The organism is Pseudomonas sp. H3_A02 (assembly GCF_054671965.1).
Genome location: NZ_CP162807.1, coordinates 2193390 through 2216150 on the forward strand (window position 1 = coordinate 2193390; position 22761 = coordinate 2216150).

16 protein-coding genes are annotated in these 22761 nt (G+C 59.9%); 3 read left to right on the forward strand and 13 right to left on the reverse strand.

Going from position 1 to position 22761, the window contains the following annotated elements; genetic code table 11:
• The first annotated feature begins 148 nt into the window (after positions 1-148).
• The gene (yjiA, locus tag AB4N80_RS09545; RefSeq protein WP_122564962.1) at positions 149-1117 is read left to right on the forward strand and encodes a GTPase; all 969 of its coding nucleotides are present in this window, start codon (positions 149-151) and stop codon (positions 1115-1117) included.
• Between the two features lie 138 nt (positions 1118-1255).
• On the opposite strand, the gene AB4N80_RS09550 is transcribed toward yjiA, so the two are convergent.
• The 6 genes from AB4N80_RS09550 to AB4N80_RS09575 form a co-directional block, all read right to left on the reverse strand.
• Entirely contained in the window at positions 1256-1948 is a 693-nt protein-coding gene (locus tag AB4N80_RS09550; protein ID WP_354339859.1) for a GntR family transcriptional regulator, read from the reverse strand.
• A gap of 22 nt (positions 1949-1970) precedes the next feature.
• On the reverse strand, positions 1971-2675 hold the full coding sequence (locus AB4N80_RS09555; RefSeq protein WP_305468572.1) for a FadR/GntR family transcriptional regulator: 705 nt from the start codon (positions 2673-2675) through the stop codon (positions 1971-1973).
• A gap of 59 nt (positions 2676-2734) precedes the next feature.
• Entirely contained in the window at positions 2735-4048 is a 1314-nt protein-coding gene (locus AB4N80_RS09560; RefSeq protein WP_122564959.1) for a C4-dicarboxylate transporter DctA, read from the reverse strand.
• Positions 4049-4434: 386 nt separating this feature from the next.
• Entirely contained in the window at positions 4435-4965 is a 531-nt protein-coding gene (locus AB4N80_RS09565; protein ID WP_305491133.1) for a hypothetical protein, read from the reverse strand.
• Positions 4966-5172: 207 nt separating this feature from the next.
• Positions 5173-6426 carry a serine hydroxymethyltransferase gene (gene glyA / locus AB4N80_RS09570; protein ID WP_122564957.1) on the reverse strand — a complete coding sequence of 418 codons (1254 nt, stop codon included), beginning with the start codon at positions 6424-6426 and terminating at the stop codon, positions 5173-5175.
• Positions 6427-6648: 222 nt separating this feature from the next.
• A complete protein-coding gene (locus AB4N80_RS09575) occupies positions 6649-10497 on the reverse strand; it encodes a sensor domain-containing protein (protein ID WP_122564956.1) in 3849 nt (1282 codons plus the stop codon).
• A 271-nt stretch (positions 10498-10768) separates the two neighbouring features.
• Here AB4N80_RS09575 and ettA point away from each other — a divergent pair, with 271 nt between their 5' ends.
• Positions 10769-12433 (forward strand): energy-dependent translational throttle protein EttA, encoded by a 1665-nt coding sequence (gene ettA / locus AB4N80_RS09580; RefSeq protein ID WP_122564955.1) that lies wholly within the window; start codon positions 10769-10771, stop codon positions 12431-12433.
• Between the two features lie 183 nt (positions 12434-12616).
• Here ettA and lanM read toward each other — a convergent pair whose 3' ends face one another.
• From lanM to AB4N80_RS09615, 7 genes are all read right to left on the reverse strand, one after another.
• Positions 12617-15691: a type 2 lanthipeptide synthetase LanM gene (gene lanM, locus AB4N80_RS09585; RefSeq protein ID WP_460081734.1), complete on the reverse strand. Its 3075-nt coding sequence runs from the start codon at positions 15689-15691 to the stop codon at positions 12617-12619.
• A gap of 81 nt (positions 15692-15772) precedes the next feature.
• On the reverse strand, positions 15773-15931 hold the full coding sequence (locus AB4N80_RS09590; protein ID WP_163006677.1) for a hypothetical protein: 159 nt from the start codon (positions 15929-15931) through the stop codon (positions 15773-15775).
• A 153-nt stretch (positions 15932-16084) separates the two neighbouring features.
• Positions 16085-16228 carry a hypothetical protein gene (locus AB4N80_RS09595; RefSeq protein WP_163006676.1) on the reverse strand — a complete coding sequence of 48 codons (144 nt, stop codon included), beginning with the start codon at positions 16226-16228 and terminating at the stop codon, positions 16085-16087.
• A 189-nt stretch (positions 16229-16417) separates the two neighbouring features.
• On the reverse strand, positions 16418-16909 hold the full coding sequence (locus AB4N80_RS09600) for a GreA/GreB family elongation factor (RefSeq protein ID WP_305468564.1): 492 nt from the start codon (positions 16907-16909) through the stop codon (positions 16418-16420).
• Between the two features lie 72 nt (positions 16910-16981).
• Positions 16982-17338 carry a putative periplasmic lipoprotein gene (locus AB4N80_RS09605; protein WP_122564951.1) on the reverse strand — a complete coding sequence of 119 codons (357 nt, stop codon included), beginning with the start codon at positions 17336-17338 and terminating at the stop codon, positions 16982-16984.
• A gap of 102 nt (positions 17339-17440) precedes the next feature.
• Positions 17441-19294, reverse strand: coding sequence for an Lnb N-terminal periplasmic domain-containing protein (locus AB4N80_RS09610; RefSeq protein WP_122564950.1), 1854 nt, complete (start codon positions 19292-19294; stop codon positions 17441-17443).
• Between the two features lie 90 nt (positions 19295-19384).
• Positions 19385-19873, reverse strand: coding sequence for a DUF3015 domain-containing protein (locus AB4N80_RS09615; RefSeq protein WP_122564949.1), 489 nt, complete (start codon positions 19871-19873; stop codon positions 19385-19387).
• Between the two features lie 274 nt (positions 19874-20147).
• Between AB4N80_RS09615 and AB4N80_RS09620 the strand changes: the two genes are divergently transcribed.
• Positions 20148-22586 (forward strand): Lon protease family protein, encoded by a 2439-nt coding sequence (locus tag AB4N80_RS09620; protein WP_060740549.1) that lies wholly within the window; start codon positions 20148-20150, stop codon positions 22584-22586.
• The last annotated feature ends 175 nt before the right edge of the window (positions 22587-22761 follow it).

Genomic DNA, 22761 nt, shown 5'->3' on the forward strand with positions numbered 1-22761 from the left:
CTCGCGAAGGCGTCGGGTCAGTTAACAGATAATGTGGCTGACACACCGCTTTCGCGAGCAAGCCCGCTCCCACAGTTGTTTTGGGTTGGTTTCAGCATTTGCATACGCCACAAAACCGCTTTCCTTTCAGGCATCAAGGAGATTCAGTTTGTCCTCTCCCATCCCGGTCACCATCCTCAGTGGCTTCCTCGGCGCTGGCAAGACCACGCTGTTGCGCCATCTGCTCAAGGCTGAGCACGGCTTGAAAATCGCCGTGATCGAGAACGAATTCAGCGATGCCGGTATCGACACCCAGCTGCTGGGCGACGAGCCGGTGCAAGTCATGACCCTGGCCAACGGCTGTGTGTGCTGCACCATTCACACCGACCTGACCAAGGCCCTGTACCTGTTGCTCGAGCGGCTGGACAGCGGCGAGATCGCCTTCGACCGCCTAGTCATCGAGTGCACCGGCCTGGCTGATCCGGCCCCGGTGGCGCAGACTTTTTTCATCGACGAGGACCTGCGCGAGCGCTATATCCTCGACGGGATCCTGACCCTGGTGGACGCCGCTCACGCCGACATCCACCTGACCCAGGCCATCGCCCAGGCCCAGGTCGGGTTTGCCGACCGCCTGCTCCTGAGCAAGACCGACCTGGTGAATGCCGCCCAAGTCCAGGCCCTTGGCGAACGTCTGACGCGCATCAACCGGCGGGCGCCGATCAGGGTGGTCGAACACGGCAAGATCGACCTGGCCGAGCTGCTCGACATTCGTGGTTTCAATCTCAATGCGGACCTGGGCGCAGGGTTCAGTCTGCGACCGGTGGGCAAGGCAACCCCGGGTGATCGCATCAGCAGCCTGGTGCTGCGCACCGACAAGGCGCTGGATATCGACAAGCTCAGCGAGTTCATGAACCAGTTGCTGGAAGACCACGGCAAGCAATTGCTGCGCTACAAAGGCGTGCTGAACATCGCCGGCGAACCCCGTCGGCTGGTGTTCCAGGGCGTGCTCAAGTTGTACGGTTTCGATTGGGACACCGAATGGGCGCCCGACGAAGCCCGGGAAAGCGTGATCGTGTTCATCGCCGATGAACTGCCCGAAGAGAAGATCCGCGCCGGCTTCGAAGCCGCGCTACTTTGACAGTGTGGCGAGGGGATTTATCCCCGTTGGGCTGCGCAGCGGCCCCAAACCAGGCAACTCGGTGTGCCAGGAAGATTGAGTTAACTGCTTTAGGGCCGCTGCGCAGCCCAGCGGGGATAAATCCCCTCGCCACGACCGTTATGCGATCAGCAGTTTTTGCTCCAGATGGTCCAGGTGCTCGTCCATCAGCCGCACCGCTTCATTGACGTTGCGGCCCTCCACCGCGTCGATGATCGCCAAGTGTTCCTGCCAGGCGCAATGTCGACGGGATTTGACCTCATGTCGCGCCAAGGCCAACGAGGTCAACGGCACCAGGCTGCCGAGAAATTGCCTCAACGGCGCATTGCCGGCCATGGCGGCCAGTTGCAGGTGAAACTCGCCGGACAGGCGTATCGCCGGGCCACGCTCGCCGCGGTCCAGGCAGTGCTGTTGCTGTTCCACCAGATCCCGAAGGCGTCGTAGATCCTGCGGTTGCGGCGCCTTGCAAGCCAGGCGCACCAGGGTTTGCTCAGCCAGGCGGCGAGCATGAAGGATCTGCCGGGTCTGCTCCAGATCCGGCGCGGCGACTTGTGGCCGGTGGTTGGGCCGCAATATCACCACTTGCTGGTGGGACAGGCGCGCCAGGACACGGCGAATGATGCTGCGGCTGACACCGAACACGTCCCCCAGGCTTTCCTCGGTGAAGCGGCTGGCCGGGGCAATGCGTTGTTCGAGGATGGCGTCGAAGATCCGCGGGTAGATATCGTCCACCGACGGTTTGCCGATCCGCCCGGGCAGGGGCAGGGCGGCGAGTACATTGCGGTTATGTTGATGGGAAACGAGATTATTCATGGCGGTCTCCGCAGACCCAGGCTCAAGTGCCGAGGTTATCGTCCGGAATATTCAATTCGATGCCCATGCGCTGGCCTTCCCGAAGAATGTGCCGGCGCATTTCGGCGCTGGCCTGGGCGCTGTTCTTGCCACGGATGGCACGGACCACCGCTTCGTTCTCTGTCAGGCGTTCGGCCAGGTGCTCGGGCGAGTTGCGCAACACATCGGCGCTTTGCTTGAGGGCGTTGCTGGTCTGCTGGACCACGTTCTGGAAGATCGGGTTGGACGTCAGGGCAAACAATTCTTCATGGAAGGCGATGTAGGCGTTGGCGCAGGCGTCGCTGTCGTTGGCTTCCAGGGCTTCGCGCATGTCCATGAGGGTCAGGCGCAACTGGCCGACTTCCTTGCTGCTGATGGACTGGGCCACCAGGCCGACGATGAAGGGTTCCAGGGTGTAGCGCAGTTGCAGCAGGTCTTCCAGGCTCGCGCCGGCCATGGCACTGCCTTCAATGGCGGCATCGCCGGGATTGGCCTCCAGCACCACGACGCCCTTGCCCGGCATCGAGCGCACCAGTCCCAGAGTTTCCAGGACAATCACCGCTTCACGCAGGCTGGGTCGGCTGATACCCAGTTGCTCGGCCAACTCGCGCTGGCCGGGCAGCATGTCGCCTGAGCGCCACTGGCCCCGGGCGAGGGCGGCGCGGAGTTTCTCCACCACGGAATTGACGACGGTCGATGAGCTGATCACATGTGACTCCTTGGAAATCAATCAGGCGATGCCGGCTCGCGGGCCGGCATCGCCATCTTTCAGAATTGCTGGTGATGGGCACTGCCCACCGGTTTTCTGGGTTGGAAGGTATAGCCTTGTTGGCCTGACAGCACCTTGCGCGCCCGAGGCACATCGATGTCTTTTTCCCAGCGGGCAATCGCCACGGTCGCTACGCAGTTGCCGATCAGGTTGGTCAGGGCCCGGCCAATGCCCATGAACCAGTCCACGGCCAGCACCAGCACCAGGCCGACCACCGGGATCGCCGGGATCGCGGTCAGCGTCGCCGCCAGGATCACCAGCGCCGAGCCGGGAATCCCGTGGGCGCCCTTGGAGGTGATCAGCGAGACCAGCAGGATGGTCAGCAGATCGCTCAGGGCCAAGGGCGTACCGGTGGCGTTGGCAATGAAGACAATCGCCAGGGTCAGGTAGATCGAAAAACCGTCCAGGTTGAACGAGTAACCGGTTGGAATCACCAGGCCCACGGTGGAGCTGCCAATCCCCAGGTGCTCGAGCTTGCGCATGATTTGGGGCAGCACGGCGTCGGACGACGCGGTGCCGAGGACGATCAGCAGCTCTTCGCGCAGGTATTTGAGAAACGGCAGCATCGGCAGGCCCGACGCACGCATCACCAGACCGAGGATCAGCGTGACGAAGGCGATGCAGGTCAGGTAGAACAGGCCGACGAGGCTGCCCAGGTGCTGCAGCGAGTCCAGGCCATATTTGCTGGTGGTAAAGGCAATGGCGCCGAACACACCGATAGGGGCCAGGCGCACGATCATGCCCATGATGCGGAAGATCACATGGCTGAGTTCGTTGATCAGCCGCGAGATGCCGCTAGCTGCATCGCCCACCAGGTTCAGCGCGCTGCCGAACAGCACCGAAAACAGCAGGACTTGCAGAATGTTGTTTTCAGCAAAGGCGCCGATCACCGAGGTCGGGATCAGGTTCATCAGGAACTGGGTGGTGGTAACCATGTGCTGGCCGCGCTGGGCGATATCGTTCACGTCCGCGCTGGAGAGCTGCTCCAAGTGGATGTTCGCGCCGCTGCCAATGCCGGTGCTGAAAGCCAGGACCAGGCCGATGACCAGGGCGATGGTGGTGAGGACTTCGAAGTAGATGACCGACTTGAGGCCGATGCGCCCGACTTTCTTGAGATCACCGGCGCCGGAGATGCCACTGACCACCACGCAGAATACGATCAGGCCGATGAGCATCTTGATCAGCTTGATGAAGCCGTCGCCGAGGGGTTTGAGCTGTGCAGAATATTCGGGAAGGGTAAGCCCACAGACGATGCCGAGCACCAGTCCGAGGACAACTTGTAGGAAGATCGACCGCGAGCACCATTTGAGCATGGGAGGGATTCCTGGTTCGGTGTCCTTGTTCGCCAGGGAGGCTGGCGTCGGGACTTCATTATTGTGGTCTTACCGGTTTGTCCAGTGCAGGGGCAGTCTAGGCGCTGTTTTCGCGGCTGTGCAAGCCCGATGGCGACGGTTTGGCTTTACCGGTCTTACCAGTTGTGGTGAAAACCCTGTGCTTGAGCCTTTTCCTGGCTGAAAAAAATTTTGCCGCCAGATGCCTAAGTGAGGAGATACACAAGACTGTGGCGAGGGAGCTTGCTCCCGTTGGGCTGCGCAGCAGCCCCAGGATGTTGCGGTCGCTGCGCAACCGAGCGGGAGCAAGCTCCCTCGCCACAGGGGGGGGTACTGCCTTGCATTAAAATGCTCTACGGGTATTTGTCTCAAAGGACGCTCAGAATGAACATCGCTTTTGACTGTTCTTCCGTCTCGGCAAGATAGAGATAAGGCGAGCCCCGTAGCCTTAATCCCCCCACATGTTTTCTATTGGCCGTCATGAGCGAAATGCGGGTGTGACCGGGTTTGATAGTTTCCGGCGTGATGACCTTCTGTTGAAAGTCCATCAGGTTAAAAATCGTCGGGTTTTTAGTATTGGCATCCTTTGCGCCAAGTATTTCAAACCAGCTTTTACTGAGCAGTTTGTTGTAGTGCTCGCCGGTGTTTTTTATGGTCAGGAGATAACCGCCCGCCATATGCCGGAAATGCAGCCGCAAGGGCTCACCGCGCGTCCTCGGGTCTTCGGCGCGCATGCCAAGCAGGTGTGAATGATCTTGGGTCTGGGGTTTGCCGGTATAAAATCCACCGCTGAAAGAACTGACCGTCGCCAGCGCCGGTTTGCCATGCAGCCTTTCCAGTAGATTGATGTGAGCGCTAAACATATCAAGTGTTGCATAAAAGGAATGTTCACTGTCCATGTGAATATTGACTCCTGAAGTGAGTGATCAAGTTAAAGGTGGAAGACGCTGGATCTTATTGAGTTATTAATCACTTGTGGGGTTGTCTGTATTGCAGGACGTTAAAGGATGGCTGGCGTTAGTTGTTTGATCGTATGTTTTGCTCGTCAATAAAAAAGGCCCGCATCTTTCGATGCGGGCCTTTTTGGCTACGCGTTGGCGAGCTGATTAAGCGCCGTATACCGGCAGCTTCTTGCAGATAGCCTTGACCTTCTCACGCACGGCGTCGATGACCGCTTCGTTGTTCAGGTCCGCCAGGATGTCGCAGATCCAGCCGGCCAGTTCCTTGCACTCGGCTTCCTTGAAGCCGCGAGTGGTCACGGCCGGGGTGCCGAAGCGCAGGCCCGAAGTGACGAACGGGGAGCGTGGGTCGTTGGGCACCGAGTTCTTGTTCACGGTGATGAACGCCTTGCCCAGCGCCGCGTCAGCGTCTTTGCCGGAGATGTCCTGCTTGATCAGGGACAGCAGGAACAGGTGATTCTCGGTACCGCCGGACACCACGTCGAAGCCGCGCTCGATGAACACGCCGGCCATGGCCTTGGCATTCTTCACCACTTGTTGCTGGTAAGCCTTGAACTCAGGTTGCAGGGCTTCCTTGAAGCAGATCGCCTTGGCGGCGATCACGTGCTCCAGCGGGCCACCCTGGGCGCCCGGGAAGACGGCGGAGTTCAGCTTCTTCTCGATGTCGGCATTGGCACGAGCCAGGATCAGGCCGCCACGTGGACCGCGCAGAGTCTTGTGAGTGGTGGTGGTGACCACGTCGGCGAATGGCACCGGGTTCGGATAGACGCCTGCGGCAACCAGGCCGGCAACGTGGGCCATGTCGACGAACAGGTAGGCACCGACCTTGTCGGCGATTTCGCGGAAGCGCGGGAAGTCGAGGATCTGCGAGTAGGCGGAGAAACCGGCTACGATCATTTTCGGCTTGTGCTCGAGGGCCAGGCGCTCGACTTCGTCGTAGTCGATCAGGCCGTTGCCGTCGATGCCGTACTGGATGGCGTTGTACAGCTTGCCGGAGGAGGAAACGCTGGCGCCGTGGGTCAGGTGACCGCCGTGGGCCAGGCTCATGCCCAGGATGGTGTCACCGGCCGACAGCAGCGCCAGGTACACAGCGGCGTTGGCTTGGGAGCCCGCGTGTGGCTGGACGTTGGCGTAATCGGCGCCGAACAGTTCCTTGGCGCGGTCGATGGCCAGTTGCTCGACCACGTCGACATACTCGCAACCACCGTAGTAGCGCTTGCCCGGATAACCTTCGGCGTACTTGTTGGTCAGTACCGAGCCTTGAGCTTCCATCACCGCGGGGCTGGTGTAGTTTTCCGAAGCGATCAGCTCAATGTGCTCTTCCTGGCGCTGAGCTTCTTGCTCCATGGCGGCAAAGAGATCGGCGTCGTACTTGGCAATAGTCAAATCACGGCTGAACATGGCGGTCCTCAAGGATCGGGGGCAGAAAAGGGGGGCATTCTAACCCAACCGGTTTTGGAAGGCATATGAAAGGAGGTCATGTCGCGGACGAATGGGTTTCAAGCAAGAGGGGCGTTGCCTGTACTGGCCTCATCGCGGGCAAGCCTTGCTCCCACAGAAGCCCGCTTTCCCCTGTGGGAGCAAGGCTTGCCCGCGAGAGGCCGGCCCAGATAGCACAAGGCCTCAGTCGAGCATGAACAACGCATCATTGCTGAACTGCGCTTCGAACCGATTGGCCGGCATCGGCCGGCCGAACAGGTAGCCCTGGACTTCGTCGCAGCCGTGCTCGCGCAAGAAGTCCAGTTGCTCATGAGTCTCGACGCCCTCGGCGATCACCGCCAGGTTGAGGCTGTGGGCCATGGCGATGATCGCCCGGGCGATCTGCGCATCCTGCTCGCCGGACGGCAGGCCGTCGACGAAGGTGCGGTCGATCTTCAGCACGTCGATGGGGAATTGCTTGAGGTAGTTGAGCGATGAATAACCGGTGCCGAAGTCATCGACAGCGATGCTCAGGCCCAGGTTCTTCAACCCGGCCAGGATCTGCATCGCCTCGCTGACTTCGCGCATCAGGATACTTTCCGTCAGTTCCAGCTCCAGGCAAGCCGGTGGCAGACCGGTGCTGCGCAGGATATTGGCGATGCGCGTGCCCAGTTGGCCGTCGGAGAACTGCCGGGCGGAAATGTTGACCGAGACCTTCGGCACCCGGACCTTGGCCTGGTGCCAGGTCCTGAGTTGCCGGCAGGCTTCGGTGATGACCCAGTCGCCGACGTCCACCACCAGCCCGAGTTCTTCGAGTACCGGGATGAAGTCCCCCGGTGGCACCAAGCCACGGCGCGGATGGCGCCAGCGCAGCAAGGCCTCGGCGCCGGTCAGGCGTTTGCCATCGCCGCTGAACTGCGGCTGGTAGTACAGCACAAACTCGTTCTGCTCCAGGGCGTGGCGCAGGTCGCTTTCCAGTTCCAGGCGCTCCAGGGCGCTGGCGTTCATGTCGGCCTGGTAGAACTGGAAGTTGTTCTTGCCACGCTCCTTGGCGTGGTACATGGCCGTGTCGGCGTTCTTCATCAACTGGCTCAGTTCGTTGCCGTCCTGTGGGCTCAGGGCGATACCGATACTGGCGGTGACGAAAAACTCCCGGCCTTCGAGCACGAAGGGCCGAACCAGGCTGGCGAGGATCTGCTCGGCCACGGTGATGGCCCGGTTCAGCGCCATTTCACGGCTGGCGCGTGGTTGCAGCAGCAGGGTGAATTCGTCGCCGCCCATGCGCGCCACGGTGTCGTCGTCGGCGACGCAGCCGAGCAGGCGCGTGGCCATTTCCTTGAGCATCCGGTCACCGGCGGCATGGCCCAGGGAGTCGTTGATCGGCTTGAAGCGGTCCAGGTCGAGGAACATCAGCACGACCCAGGTCTTCTGCCGCTCGGCCGACTGCAGTGCGGTGTGCAGGCGATCCTGGAACAGCGTGCGGTTGGGCAGGTGGGTCAGGGCGTCGTAATAGGCCAAGCGATGGATGCGCTGCTCGCTGGCCTTGCGTTCGCTGATGTCGCTGAAGAAGCACACATAACTGGCCAGGTCGCCTTCGTCGTCCAGCACGGCGGTGATGCCGACCCAGGCCGGGTAGTGTTCGCCATTGCGGCGTTTGAGCCAGACCTCGCCTTCCCAGGTGCTGTGCTGCTGCAACTGCTTGAGCACGTAGCGCAAGTGGGCTTCCTGCTGCTCGTCCACGGTCAGCATGTTGGGCAACTGGTCCAGCACTTGCGACACGGCATAACCGCTGACGCGACTGAACGCTTCGTTGGCCTGGACAATGTAGCCGGCCGGGTCGGTGATCAGGATCGCCGAGGTCGAGTGCTCGAAGACCGTGGCGGCCATGCGCAGGTCTTTTTCGGCGCGCCGCTGTTGGCTGATGTCGCGGCCGACGCCGAGCACGCCTTCGAATGCGCCGTGTTCATCCCACACCAGCACCAGCCGCAACTCGATGGGGATCTTGCGCCCGTCGGCACGCAGGCAGTCGAACAGGAACAGCTGGGTCTGCATCTGGTTGCGCAGCTCGGCCAGTTGATCAGGCTTGTCGAGGGCCTTGCTGACGCGGTCCATCAGGCTGTAGATGCCGGTCAGTTGTTGCGGATTGGCGATGATCGATTGCCAGCCGTTCTGGAAAATCCAATCGGCGGTGTAGCCCAGCACCGCTTGCACCGACGGGCTGACATAGTTGAGCGAAAGCTTGTTGTCGGTTGAGAAAATCACATCGCTGATGCTTTCGGCGAGCATCCGATAGCGTTGCTCGCTGTCGCGAAGCGATTCGCTGGCCTCGATCTGCTCGGTGACGTCCTTGGCCACGCCGATGATCCGGGTCACCTGGTCGTGCCGGTCCCGGGCCAGGGCTTGTTCGCGGATGTCGAAACAACGCCATTTGCCATTGCGATGACGAAAGCGCAGTTGGCATTGCAGCAGTTGCGTATAGCCGCCCCGCCGTTGTTCCTGGCGCAGGTTGTGGTAGTGATCGGCGTCGTCGCTGTGCAGCAGGATTTCCCAGAAGTACTCGCCCATCTGGTGCAGTTCGGTGCGGTCGTAGCCCAGGGTCTGACCCAGGTGATGGTTGCTGAAGATCATCCGCTGGCTGATGACGTCCTGCACGTAGAGATGGTCCGGCACGGTGCGTACCACGTCGGACCAGAAACCTTCGCGTTCGAGCAGAGAGAGCTCGATCAGTTTGCGGCTGGTGATGTCGCTGATGCTCAGGATGACCGCGTTACAGTCTTGTTGTTTTTCCGGCAGGCGCAGCACCAGCCACAGGTGCTGGTCGCGGCCATGGGCGTCCTGGAGCTTGATTTCCAGTTCCAGTTGCTTGTGTTGGTCGAGCAACGCTTCGAGCAGTTTCGAGCCGACGGGGTTGTTGTCTGGCGTGCCCTTGCCGACCAGCAACTGCCAAGCCTGGGCACAGGAGTCGACGTTGAGCAGTTTCAACGCCATCTGGTTGACTTCGGTGACGTGAACTTCCTGGCGCAATTGTTCGAGTTGGTGAGGGGTTTGCAGCCAGGCGCGCAATTGATCGCCAGTGTGCAGGCCGGCCCGCTCAAAAAAGGCCTTGAGCCCCGACAGGTCCAGCACGCACAGGGCCACGCCGGTGCCTTCGAAAATATCCTGGTAACGTCGTCGACCTTCATGCAACTGCCGCTGGCGTCGGCGCATGTTCAAGAGCGCGATCACCGGCAGCAACGAAAATGCCAGGCCCAGCAGGCACTTGCCGATGAAGGCCGGCAGCAGTTGCTCGATCACCTGGCGACGGTCGAACAGCCCTCGCAGTTGCCAGTCGCTGCTGCTCAGGGGCACGGTCAGTACCGTGTTCTCCAGGTCATCCGGGGACAGATGGGTAGGGCTGCTCGAGGGCAGGCTCTCGTCGCGGCTGACGATCTGCTGGTTGAGACGGTTTTCCACCAGCCACAGCGGGCGTAGCCCCACATCGGCCTGCTTGGTCAGGGTGGCGAAAAAACTCGGGGTCAGACGCAAGGCCCAATAGCCCCGGCTGCTGCCGCTGGCCTGATGCAACAATAGATGAACGACGGAGCCGTCTTCGGCATTGCTGAAGTAATGGGCCTGGGCCCGGCTGCGCCGCACCAGATCAGCCAGGTAATCGGCGTCGTGGCTGTCGGTGTCGCTGTCACTGAGCACTCGGCCGGAAGGGCTCAGCAGTGCCAGGCTGCGTAATTCGGGTAGCGACTGCTGGAGTTTGCGCACCAGGGCCTGCTGTTCGTCGGCACTTTGTGGTTGCTCGACGATTGGTAGCAGATTGAGGGCGATTTGCGCGTTCAGCGCCATGTTCAGGCTGACCTGCGCGGCAAGATCGGCGGTGTAGTCGATGGTGTATTGGCGCTGTTGCTGTTGGGTTTCGCGCAGTTGGTCGAGCAGTTGCCAGAACAGCAAGCCGAGCAACAGCAGCACCAGTGTGGCCAGCGCGCCCTTCAGTGTCCCGCGCAGGGGCGAGCCGGGCACGGCGGTCGGTGCACGAGGGGACAGGGGCGGCGTGACATTAGACAAGCTGGGATCCTGCGGTTTGCTGGACTGGCGCGACACGCACTATAAGCCGGACGCCCGAAGGGCGGCTAGCATGCCTTGACTTGTGGCAAAGTGCCAGCCCCTGGCGGCTGGACCTTGACCGTCGGTTGAGGTAGCTTTGCCGGTCAAACAAGAGCGTTCCAGCTCCAGATCCCCAGGCTCTATCCGCCCGCAGGCATTGATGACCGTCAAGTGCCGGCGCCGCGCATGGCCTGGCTCGTTCTTTTCACCTGTCACTGACGCTAGGTTCACCATGGCTCAATACGTCTTCACCATGCATCGGCTGAGCAAAGTTGTTCCGCCGAAGCGGGAAATCCTGAAAAACATTTCTCTGTCCTTCTTCCCTGGCGCCAAGATCGGCGTACTGGGCCTCAACGGCTCGGGTAAATCCACGCTGCTGAAAATCATGGCCGGCGTCGATAACGAGTTTGACGGTGAAGCCCGTCCGATGCCAGACCTGAACATCGGCTACCTGCCCCAGGAACCTCAACTGGACCCGAGCAAGACCGTGCGTGAAGTGGTCGAGGAAGCGGTCAGCGTGATCAAGGACGCCCAGGCGCGCCTCGACGAGGTCTATGCCGCTTACGCCGACCCGGATGCCGACTTCGACAAGCTGGCCGCCGAACAGGCCAAGCTCGAAGCTATCCTGCAGGCCAGCGATGGCCACAACCTGGAGCGCCAACTGGAAGTCGCTGCCGACGCGCTGCGCCTGCCAGCCTGGGACGCGAAGGTCGAGCACCTGTCGGGCGGTGAGAAGCGCCGCGTGGCCTTGTGCCGCCTGCTGCTGTCGGCCCCGGACATGTTGCTCCTCGACGAACCGACCAACCACCTGGACGCCGATTCCGTCGCCTGGCTCGAACACTTCCTGCACGACTTCCCTGGCACCGTGGTGGCGATCACGCACGACCGGTACTTCCTGGACAACGTCGCCGGCTGGATCCTGGAACTCGACCGCGGCGCAGGCATTCCGTACGAAGGCAACTATTCGGGCTGGCTGGAAGCCAAGTCCGATCGTCTGGCCCAGGAATCCAAGCAGCAGTCGGCCCATGAAAAAGCCATGAAGGAAGAGCTGGAGTGGGTGCGCAAAGGCGCCAAGGCCCGCCAGTCCAAATCCAAGGCACGTCTGCAACGCTTCGAGGAAATGCAATCCCAGGAATTCCAGAAGCGCAGCGAAACCAACGAGATCTACATCCCGGCCGGTCCGCGCCTGGGCGACAAGGTCATCGAGTTCAAGAATGTCACCAAGGGTTATGGCGACCGCGTGCTGATCGACAACCTGTCGTTCTCCATGCCCAAAGGTGCCATCGTTGGTGTGATCGGTGGTAACGGTGCGGGTAAATCCACGCTGTTCCGCATGCTGATGGGCAAGGAAACCCCGGATTCGGGCAGCATCGAAGTCGGCGAAACCGTGCAGTTGGCTTGCGTCGACCAGAGCCGCGAAGACCTGGACGGCAGCAAGACCGTGTTCCAGCAGATCTCCGACGGATCCGACCAGATCCGCATCGGCAATTATGAAATTCCGTCGCGCACTTACGTGGGTCGCTTCAATTTCAAGGGCGGCGACCAGCAGAAGTTCGTCAAGGACCTGTCCGGTGGTGAGCGCGGTCGCTTGCACCTGGCGTTGACCTTGAAGGAGGGCGGCAACGTCCTGCTGCTCGACGAACCGTCCAACGACCTCGACGTCGAAACCCTGCGCTCCCTGGAAGAAGCCTTGCTGGACTTCCCGGGCGCCGCCATTGTGATCTCCCACGATCGGTGGTTCCTCGACCGCGTGGCGACCCACATCCTGGCGTACGAAGACGATTCCCAAGCGGTGTTCTTCGAAGGCAACTACACCGAGTACGAAGCCGATCGCAAGAAACGCCTCGGCGAAGCGGCCGCCCAGCCGCATCGCGTCCGGCACAAGAAACTGGCCTGATTCGGTCGGTTGCAAAAAAACGGAGCCTTCGAAAGGCTCCGTTTTTTTATGGCCGGCGCAAATTCCCTGTGGGAGCGAGCTTGCTCGCGATAGCGCTGGAACAGCCAGCAGAGATGTCGAATGTGAAGCCGCCATCGCGAGCAAGCTCGCTCCCGCAGTTCTTGCAGGCTCCCACAGTGACTGTTAGCCCACTTGAGCGGGCATGGCAAAATCGAGCGAGAGTATGTTGGGGATCGTTGGATCGATCTCATACAGCAAGGCATAACCTGCGCCCGTAATACCAGTCAGCAGGCTGACGTCGGGCACCCGATCGCTGTTGAGAAAGGGGCCTTCGAAAAACTGCCGGGCGACTTCGCCGAGGGCCTGTTTGACCCTGCTGATGCCCTCGGGATTATCGGCGTGCCGATACAAGTCATACAGGCAGATCAGATTGCCGAAATCGCCATGGCAAAGGTTATAGCCGTCACCCAAGCCATGCTGCCAGAGGTTGTTCTCGCAGCGCTGAATGTCGTTGAGCACCGTCTGCCGGGTGGTTTCGTCCAAGGCATCGCCCATCGACGTCATGAGTTGGCGCCTGGCGATGAGGATGCCACCGTCTCCGTGACACCACTTGGTGGCGTGGTCGACAGGGCCCAGGTCTCTCAGATCCAGCCAGAAACCCTCCCGGCTCAAGCGATTTTCAGCCTCCAGTACCTGGATGGCCAAGGGCACCAGCGCCCTATCGTCGGTCACGTCATAGGCTTTGCACAACGCATGGATGACGCCGGAGAGACCATGGGACAGGCCCGTCAACATGACGGAGCGGTCGTCGCGTCGCAGAAGCTGGCCGTCTTCAACCAGGATCTGGTCCTTTATGTAAGCGACCATGCGCCGAATGGCCGGCAGCACATCCGCTTGCGCGGATAACCCATGGATATTGGCCAGCAGCGTCACCGCACCACAACAACCGCCCAGGAAGTCGAAATCGTAGTGTTCAGGCGGTACTTCAATCAGTTGGGTCAGCAAGTCGGCAATTTTTTCGTTGTGTTTCGGATCGCCCGTTATCTGGCGACGATTGATGAGTAGATAGAGATAAGAACCCAGGCCATGGTACGCACTGACGGTCAGGTCGGCTTTGAAGAAGCCAAAATGTTGCTCCAGTGAGGCCAGTACCTGATCCAGAAGTGACAACAAGTGCGGTTTGCCGCTCACCTTGAACAGGCTCAGGTAAAACAACCCAATCCCGGCGATACCGGAGTACAGGCCGTGGTCCATTGGCGAGGGGTATTTTCTGTGGGTCGTGGGGTGCGTATGAAACGCCAGCCAACTGACGTCTGTTGCCGTTCCCTTGGTCGCAAGCGCTTCGAGGCGGGAGCTGATGCCGAGTATTGCATCGAGTCGATCCACTTGGGACGCATTTTTCAGGGAGGCACGTGATGACGGCTGTTCATTTGCCTCTGGATACAAACACATTTCGAGCAGTGTGAGTTGTAATGCCCTGTCGGCTGCAGACAGATTGGCTATTTTCTGTAAGCAGCCTTTTATCGGGGGTTGTACTTTCGTCATGTCTATTGTTTCACCTTGTGCGCTCATCAAAGAGTTGGAGTTGAGCGGCATGGTGAAACACGGAATGCTGGACCTTTGCAGGTCGGCTATTTCATAACGCGGGATGCCCTTTTCCCGATAGGGTTCTTGCAAGTCTTTCCACAGAGTTGCAAGCAGAAGCTCTCGGTCCAGCATGCTTTTCATGAAGCGTGGATGGCGGCTCAGCCCGATAAAGTCCGCATAACGTTGAGAGTTTTTGAACAATACGCGGGTCGATAGCTCGCCTGCGGATTGTTCAAGCATCTGCATAATCGTGTGCCGATGCGTCATCAATTCGCCATAAGCGTATTCAAAGCCGTGGACAAGTTCGGATTTATAAGTTTCATGTCCCTTGCGCTCACCCTGAAAAAGCGGCAAATGCTTTTGCACCAGGAGGTGTTCGAACTCGACTTTACGCAAGTGGTAAAAGCCATTTTCGAAAACCAGAGAATGGCGGGTAGAAATGAATAACTCTTGCCGGGTCAGTCCGCTCTGGTCGTTATTGGATTTTTGTGAAAAAGGCACAAAACCGCTGGAGCATACTGACTGCTGGATCAATTTAAAGGTATTGGACAGTGCACAATCGGCAGGCAGGTCGAGTAGCAGGTCACTGGTGGACGCGGTGAACAAGCACTCCAGGTCAATCATGACCGGGCTGTTGCCACACGCAATGATGTTCTCGTAATGGAAGTCGATGCCGTTGAGTGCATGAATGACGGCGATTTGTGCGCCCATTTTTTTATAGAACAGCGCCACATCCGCTGCGCTGGCACAAGGCGTGTTCTCGACCTTTTCTATCCAACTGTGTCGCTCTCGGCTGAGGATTCTTGGCGCGTGGATGGCAAAACAATCGTCGCCTGTCCCCTCACGTAGTTGTCCAAGCAGTTGATTGAAAAAAAGTGCTTCACGGCTTGCTCTTGGCTTGTAGACCAATGAAAGTGCGCAGACCTTAACCAGGCAGACTGTTTCGCCACGACCATGGGGGTCACCCAGGCCGAACTCGATCGCCTCGATTTTCCGAGACGGGATCGAGAACTCCGTTTCCAACGCCTCAACATCGTCGGCGAAATCGAGAATGACGGCATAAAGATAGTTGAGGGTGTCTTCCAGCAAATCCAGCAGCAGTGTCGCCAGCACGGGATAGGATTCGAAAAATTTCAGCAACGGCAATGTGCGCAGGTGTTCGTTGAACCCGCCCAGATCAATGTCGTCGCCGTCGGCGATCCGGGTATTCAGATAATGGACCAGGCTTTGTTCCGAGGTGCGTCCGACTCGGGCCAGGACATAGCTTTCAAGGCTTGCCAGCAGGGCGGTTTCATCAATGTGCAATGACGCGCCGACGTAGCGCTCATCCGCCTTGAACATGTCGACGAAATAAAGAAAAAAACGGTAGCCAAACCAATAAAAATTGTCGTTGCCGCTCAAGGCCTCTGTATCGACGTGAAGGCTGTCAAGCCGAGTGAGCTTTTCCTTCAGCGCCATCAAGATGGTTTCACCGTCGACAGGTAGGCACGGGGGACTGAGGGGTTCCTTGGCGTACGACGCCAGTTGGTCCCTGGTCAGCCCGAAATGATCCAGCAAGGCCTGATCATCAGCATGCAGGCGGGTCAGGTTGTTTTCAAAAAGGGCGATGTCGCCGTCGGAAGTGAATCTGTACCGGCCTCGCTGATTCAACTTCAAAGCGTTAACAAGCATGCTGTCGCTCCAGACATGGATAGAGCAGGCGTTGCCTGCTCTATGGTTATAGGTGTTGCCTGTTTTTATCAGTTGAAGGGCTTAGCAACCGAGTGTCGAGCATTCAACATTGGTGCACGTTCCAAAGGTGTTGCATTCCATTGTCGTTGCCAGGATCGACCCCAGGTTGTTGGCGGGTGCTTGATAAGCGTCGAATTCGCTGTAGAAGTCGCCGGACATGTTCAGGATCTGTTCGCTCATGGTGTTTTCCTCATCAGTTATCAAACATCAAGTACAGCCCATTGGGTGCAAGCAAACGCATCCGAACTGTAGGATGTTGGTGAAGTTGTTTTGTAGGTGGGATTAGGGAGTATCAAGGACCTGTTGTGCAGGTCTATTTTGCTGGAGAATGATTTAGCATAAAAGAGCAGTGTAGTTTTGGCTACCGCACTCGACAATGGTCAGTGCTGCTGACTCGATACCGAGGTTATTTATCTGTTGGTAGGACTTGAAGTCGCCGTCGAAGTCACCTGACATTGCCATTATCTGTTCGCTCATTGTATATCTCCTTTTTGTTTTTACAGTGCACCGATGGCGGTGCGAGAAAAACAGTAGCATGGTCCTGATTTGGCGCAAACTTGTTGTTATGACCTCATGTTGCGGTTACATATGGCTACAGGCAAGTAACAGATTGTTGTCGGGTTTTAATGTTGGAGGCTTTAATCATGCTTAAAGAAGTCGGCAACATTATTGGAGATCTATCGTAACGACCTCAATGGCGAGATCCCCCACTGGTCGCTTCCATATCACTTCATCTCCAACCTTCGCCCCCAATAACGCCCGCCCCAGCGGCGAGCCCCAGTTGATCAAGCCACTGGCCGCATCGGCCTGGTCTTCACCCACCAATTGCACCCGTTGCTCATGATCCTGTTCATCAACAAAGGTCACCCAGTGCCCGATCCGCACTTGATCGGACGACGTCGGTGCAACGATTTGGGCGCTTTGCAGGCGCTGCTTGAAATAGCGCAGATCCCGTTCAAGGTCGGCGATCCGTTGTTTGTCCGCCAGATCTCCGCGGGCCGCCTGCTGGCTGCGCAGGGCCTGCAAATCGGCGACCCGGGCCTGGAGCTGGGCAAGCCCGGTGGGCGTGACGTAATTGGGTTGCGCGCTGACCTGGCGTTCGACCGGCTGGTCGGCCTGGGCAGCGGCGTTGTCTTCGTTGACGAAGGCGCGACTCATGGCATTTGCTCCTCTATTGGAGTTTGGGCCATGGTCGCAGGGTTTTGGTTTCGACGAATGTCTGTAGGCGACTCACGGCGAGCGATAAGCCCGGGCGGCGTCCTGGTCTTTCTGTTGCTGCCAGGCCCGCTCACGTTCGTCCCAATGACGTTCGCGATAGGCATTACGCTCTTCGCTCTCGCGCATGGCCTGGCACTGCCGGAAGCCATCGCTCCAGCCTTCGGCGTAGCGCGGGTCCTTGAGGTAACGTGGCACGTCTTTCCTGAATTGACCGGTGATCACCCCGGCGGCCTGCCGGCCACTGCTGCAACCATCGTCATAGCCGTCGGCGAACGCCGGTGGGTAACCCCGGGCGATCAAGTCTTCGTGGGTGGTTTCACAGCCACCGAGCAACATCAACACACCCAGTGCCATCACCGCGCGTTTCATTTCCGTTTTCCTGACGAATCCCGCCTACAACAAGTCTAGAAGTGGATTCGTCAGAAAGGCGTGAAAGCGCGGTGATCAATCCGTTGGTTGCGCAGGCCATTGTCAGTAGTGGTACCACTTCACCTCGAGCATCACCTCGTTCTCCGGTGAGGCCAATTGGCTGAATTCCCGCTGGGCGCTCAGGCGCAGGCCGAGGTTGCGGGACAATTCCCACTGCTGATTCAGGCTCAGGCTACGGCGCACTTCGCCGTTGACGAAATAATCGCCCTTGGCCTCCAGGCTCAAGTTGCCTAGCGGGTTTTTCCACAGCACGCCGCTGTTGAAGCCGGCGGCCGGGGCGATGAACTGGGCGAAGTCGTTGTTGTGTTCGACCCTCACCGTGCCCAGGGCAAAGCCCAGCACATCTTCGCCCAGCGCCCAGGTACCACCGGCACCGCCGTTGACGTGGCTGACCAAGGTTTCATCGTCGTGTTTGCCCGGCACCCGCTCCAGGCCGCCGGTGACCTGCCAGGACAGTGGTTGCAGCAGCTCGTTGCGTGGGGTCAGGGAGCGAATGGTCGCCAGGTCCAGTTGCTGCACTTGCCAGTCATTGCCTTCGTACTGGCGCAGTTTCAATTGCAGGATTTCGATCTGTGCCCCCAGCGGGAAACTTTCGGCGTTGTCGTTGAGGTCGTGATAGGCCATGCGCAAGCCATATTCGCCGAACGCCCGATCGCCCCGCGTGCCGAGGCCGGCCTGCCAGGTGCGCGATTGGTGACCGTCCTCGGGCAGGCCCGGTTGCGGGATGTCGAGTTCTGGTGGGGGGTTCTGGTTGATCGCCCGCAACAGCTCGAAGCTGCGCTGGGCCCGTTGTGGCTCGCGTTCCTGGCCGTTGGCCCGATAGCGCTCCAGGCGATACGCCGCGTCGATGATCAGCGCCTGGCGTTCGCGCGGCAGCGCCTTGAATGCCGGTGTTTGCAGTTGCTGCTGATCGGCGCTGACGTTCAGTACCCATTGCTGTTCATCATCGCTGAGCGGTTCGGCGCGGCTGAGCAGTTCCCGTTCCCGGGACGGTCGATATTGAATGCTTTCCACCAGGCCGGCTTCTTTCACCGCCTTGACGGTGTCGGTGGGAATCGCCGTCAGCGGGAATTGTTCGGTCAGGCGCAGGCCGGGGCGTGCCACTTGCAGCAATTCGAGCAGGCGATAGGAGCAGTTTTCGTCGAAGAAGAAATAGTCGAACTGGATCTGCTTGAGTTCCCAGACGTGCTCAACCATGCGTTCGGTTTCCGCCTGGCTCAGGTTGAGGCGGTATTCCCACAGGTCGCGGTTCTCCAGGCTACGGTACTCGGAGAGTTTTTCCTGGTACGGCACCAGGGCGAACAGGCCGGGATAGCCTCCCATCAGACCCTTCCAGGCATAGAGGATGCTGTTGTCGGAACCTTCGATGTAGGCGCCGAAGTTGATCGCGTAGCTGAGCAGGGCGGTCTTGTCGCTTTGCACATCGGCCTGGTCGATGCGCAACAGGGTGTGGCCGAACATCGAGGATGGGCTGTTGAGGTACGCGGCGGGGAAAATCATCACCGCGCTGTGGGGCGACACGTCCTTGAACCACTGGGTGAAGTCGCTGCAATTGACCGCCGGCAGGTCCGTCAGGTTGAGCTGCGCCTTCAGCCAGCGGGTGCGCGCCGGGTACACGCACTGGGCATGTTGCTGGCCGGCGCTGGCCGGGCCATACAAGGCTTGCAGCGTGGCGGTCAGTTCACGGTCAGGATGTTCGTTGCCGTCGGAGGCGAGGAAGAATTTTTTGTCGCTGATATAGCTGCGCCAGCCACCCAGCTTGGCGGTTTCGTAGTGGCCCAGGGAGATCCAGAATCGGTCATTGGCCAGTTGCTGCAAACGTTGAGGGTCGACATGAGGCGCGGCGGACAGTGGGGCGCACACACAGAGCGCCAGCCAGGCAAGGCGTTTGAGCATAGTCGGCTACTTGGAGAGTCGAAAAAAATAAAGACCGAGGGGGCCCCAAAAAGAAAACCCGCTCCCCGAGAGGAGCGAGTGCTGTCGAGCTTAAGCTTGAGGCGCGTACTTGGCCAGGCGAGGGTCGCTTTTCAGCACGGCCAGGGTGTTGGTATGCACATCTTCCGCCGTCACGTCAGCCTTGCTGAAGATCTGCTGGAAGTGCTCGTGGGTAACGGCGGAGAAGTGTGCGCGATCTTCCGGCGCTACACCCAGTACCACAGCATAGGTGGTCAGCGCTTCGCCCTGACCCTTGGCCATGTCTTCGGACAGCTCGTTCATCATGCCATTCATGGCCAGCCAGGACTTGCCACCGTAGGTCAGTGCCGCGTTGGTCGAGCACCCGTTGGTGCCGGAGGTCATGCCGAAGGTCGCGTTACCGGAAGTGCCGTTGGTGGTGGATGCCAGGAAGTGTGCCGGAGTGCCACGCTGACCTTCGAACAGCATGTTGCCCCAGCCGCAATCCGGGCCGCCCGGCGCCTGAGCCATGGCGTTGAGGGATACAGCGGTGAAGAGAGTACCGAGAAGAATCCGTTTCATAGCTATGTTCTCTTTATGTGCATACCAATGGACAGGGTCTGGCCCGTACAGCTGCCAGTGGGCCGGTTATTGTTCCAGCCGCGCAATTTGGAGTTTAGGCACGATCCGAGGGTTCCGTGACATTTTGCAAAAACATTACGGGGGATCGTCTATTTACGGGGCCCCGCCCGGGGTTTTCCCATTGACTATGCTTTGGCCTGAGGCGCTCCTTGCCAGTCAGGTACAGGCAGCGCCAGAATGCCGCTATCTGCCCCGCCTGATGTAAGGAAGCCCGATGCCTGATCCTGTTGCTGCCAGCTTGCGTCTAGCGCCCGAAGCGCTGACCCGTCCGTTTTCCGCTGAACAGTTCAGCTTCTCTACCACCAATGATCTGGAGCCCTTCCGCGGTGTGCTTGGCCAGGAACGTGCGGTCGAAGCCTTGCAGTTCGGCGTGGCCATGCCGCGCCCCGGTTACAACGTCTTTGTCATGGGCGAGCCCGGCACCGGCCGGTTTTCGTTCGTCAAACGCTACCTCAAGGCCGAAGGCAAGCGCCTGCAGACCCCGGCGGACTGGGTCTACGTCAATAATTTCGATGAACCCCGCGAACCCCGCGCCCTGGAGCTGCCGTCCGGCACGGCCGGTGCGTTCATCGGTGACATCAACGGTTTGATCGACAACCTGCTGGCGACCTTCCCGGCGGTGTTCGAGCACCCGTCCTACCAGCAGAAAAAAAGCGCCATCGACCGCGCCTTCAACCAGCGCTACGACCGGGCCCTGGATGTGATCGAGCGCCTGGCGCTGGAGAAGGATGTCGCGCTGTACCGTGACAGCAGCAACATCGCCTTCACGCCGATGAGCGAAGGCAAGGCCCTGGACGAGGCGGAATTCGCCCAGTTGCCGGAAGCCGAGCGCGAGCGTTTTCACGAGGACATCTCCGGCCTGGAAGAGCGCTTGAACGAAGAGCTCGCCAGCCTGCCGCAATGGAAGCGCGAGTCCAGCAACCAGCTGCGCCAGCTCAACGAAGAAACCATCACCCTGGCCCTGCAACCGTTGCTGGCGCCGCTGTCGGAAAAGTACGCGGAGAACGCCGCGGTCTGTGGCTACCTGCAAGCCATGCAGGTCTATCTGCTCAAGACCGTGGTCGAGCAACTGGTGGACGACAGCAAGACCGACGCCATCGCCCGCAAACTGCTGGAAGAGCAGTACGCGCCGAGCCTGGTGGTCGGGCATCCATCCAGTGGTGGCGCACCGGTGGTGTTCGAGCCGCACCCGACCTACGACAACCTGTTCGGCCGGATTGAATACAGCACCGACCAGGGCGCGCTCTACACCACGTACCGGCAGTTGCGTCCGGGTGCCTTGCACCGGGCCAATGGTGGCTTCCTGATCCTTGAAGCGGAAAAAATGCTCGGCGAACCGTTCGTATGGGATGCGCTCAAGCGCGCCCTGCAATCGCGCAAGCTGAAGATGGAATCGCCCCTGGGTGAGCTGGGACGCCTGGCCACGGTCACCCTGACGCCGCAACACATCCCGTTGCAGGTCAAGGTCGTGATCATCGGCGCCCGCCAGCTCTATTACGCCTTGCAGGACCTGGACCCGGACTTCCAGGAAATGTTTCGCGTGCTGGTGGATTTCGACGAAGACATCCCGATGGGCGACGAGAGCCTGGAGCAGTTCGCCCAGTTGCTCAAGACCCGCACTTCGGAAGAGGGCATGGCACCGCTGACCGCCGACGCGGTGGCGCGCCTGGCGACCTACAGCGCCCGGCTGGCCGAGCATCAGGGACGCTTGTCGGCGCGTATCGGCGACTTGTTCCAGCTGGTCAGTGAGGCGGATTTCATTCGCCAACTGGCCGGTGACGAGATGACCGACGCCGGCCACATCGAGCGTGCCCTCAAGGCCAAGGCCACCCGTACCGGGCGTGTCTCGGCGCGAATCCTCGACGACATGCTGGCGGGGATCATCCTGATCGACACCGCTGGCGCGGCCGTGGGCAAGTGCAACGGGCTGACAGTGCTGGAGGTCGGCGACTCGGCGTTTGGCGTGCCGGCGCGGATTTCCGCCACGGTGTACCCGGGCGGCAGTGGCATCGTCGACATCGAGCGCGAGGTCAACCTTGGCCAACCGATCCACTCCAAGGGCGTGATGATCCTCACCGGTTACCTGGGCAGTCGTTATGCCCAGGAGTTCCCGCTGGCGATCTCGGCCAGCATCGCCCTGGAACAATCCTACGGTTACGTGGATGGTGACAGTGCGTCCCTGGGCGAGGCGTGTACGCTGATCTCGGCCCTGTCGAAGACGCCGTTGAAGCAGTGCTTTGCCATCACCGGCTCGATCAACCAGTTCGGCGAAGTGCAGGCGGTGGGCGGGGTCAACGAGAAGATCGAAGGCTTTTTCCGTCTCTGCGAAGCCCGCGGGTTGACCGGTGAGCAGGGGGCGATCATTCCCCAGGCCAACGTCGCGACCCTGATGCTTGACGAGAAAGTGCTGGCCGCCGTTCGCGCCGGGCAGTTTCACGTCTACGCGGTGCGCCAGGCCGACGAAGCCCTGAGCCTGCTGGTGGGCGAGCCTGCCGGCGAGCCGGATGAAAACGGCGAGTTCCCGGAGGGCAGCGTCAACGCCCGGGTGGTGGAACGGCTGCGGGTAATCGCGGAAATGATCAGCGAAGACGACATCAAGGAAGCGGAAAAGGAACTGGCGCAGCAAGCCTTGGCGGAGGCCAAGCCGGCTTGATGCGTCGCCAATTGTTAATTGTGGAGATCTAATTGTGGGAGCGGGCTTGCTCGCGAAGGCGGACTGTCAGTCGACATGGTTGTTAGCTGACACACCGCCTTCGCGAGCAAGCCCGCTCCCACAATCGATTCTGCAGTGATGCTTGGATTTGACCCAAAAGTGCCACCACTTTGGC

Bases quoted from the DNA above. Each gene is read 5' to 3' on its own strand.
- AB4N80_RS09610 (WP_122564950.1), bottom strand. From the start codon at position 19,294: ATGCTCAAACGCCTTGCCTGGCTGGCGCTCTGTGTGTGCGCCCCACTG.
- AB4N80_RS09595 (WP_163006676.1), bottom strand. From the start codon at position 16,228: ATGAGCGAACAGATAATGGCAATGTCAGGTGACTTCGACGGCGACTTC.
- AB4N80_RS09615 (WP_122564949.1), bottom strand. From the start codon at position 19,873: ATGAAACGGATTCTTCTCGGTACTCTCTTCACCGCTGTATCCCTCAAC.
- AB4N80_RS09565 (WP_305491133.1), bottom strand. From the start codon at position 4,965: ATGGACAGTGAACATTCCTTTTATGCAACACTTGATATGTTTAGCGCT.
- AB4N80_RS09590 (WP_163006677.1), bottom strand. From the start codon at position 15,931: ATGAGCGAACAGATCCTGAACATGTCCGGCGACTTCTACAGCGAATTC.
- AB4N80_RS09605 (WP_122564951.1), bottom strand. From the start codon at position 17,338: ATGAAACGCGCGGTGATGGCACTGGGTGTGTTGATGTTGCTCGGTGGC.
- lanM (WP_460081734.1), bottom strand. From the start codon at position 15,691: ATGCTTGTTAACGCTTTGAAGTTGAATCAGCGAGGCCGGTACAGATTC.
- AB4N80_RS09620 (WP_060740549.1), top strand. From the start codon at position 20,148: ATGCCTGATCCTGTTGCTGCCAGCTTGCGTCTAGCGCCCGAAGCGCTG.
- ettA (WP_122564955.1), top strand. From the start codon at position 10,769: ATGGCTCAATACGTCTTCACCATGCATCGGCTGAGCAAAGTTGTTCCG.
- AB4N80_RS09560 (WP_122564959.1), bottom strand. From the start codon at position 4,048: ATGCTCAAATGGTGCTCGCGGTCGATCTTCCTACAAGTTGTCCTCGGA.
- AB4N80_RS09550 (WP_354339859.1), bottom strand. From the start codon at position 1,948: ATGAATAATCTCGTTTCCCATCAACATAACCGCAATGTACTCGCCGCC.
- AB4N80_RS09600 (WP_305468564.1), bottom strand. From the start codon at position 16,909: ATGAGTCGCGCCTTCGTCAACGAAGACAACGCCGCTGCCCAGGCCGAC.
- glyA (WP_122564957.1), bottom strand. From the start codon at position 6,426: ATGTTCAGCCGTGATTTGACTATTGCCAAGTACGACGCCGATCTCTTT.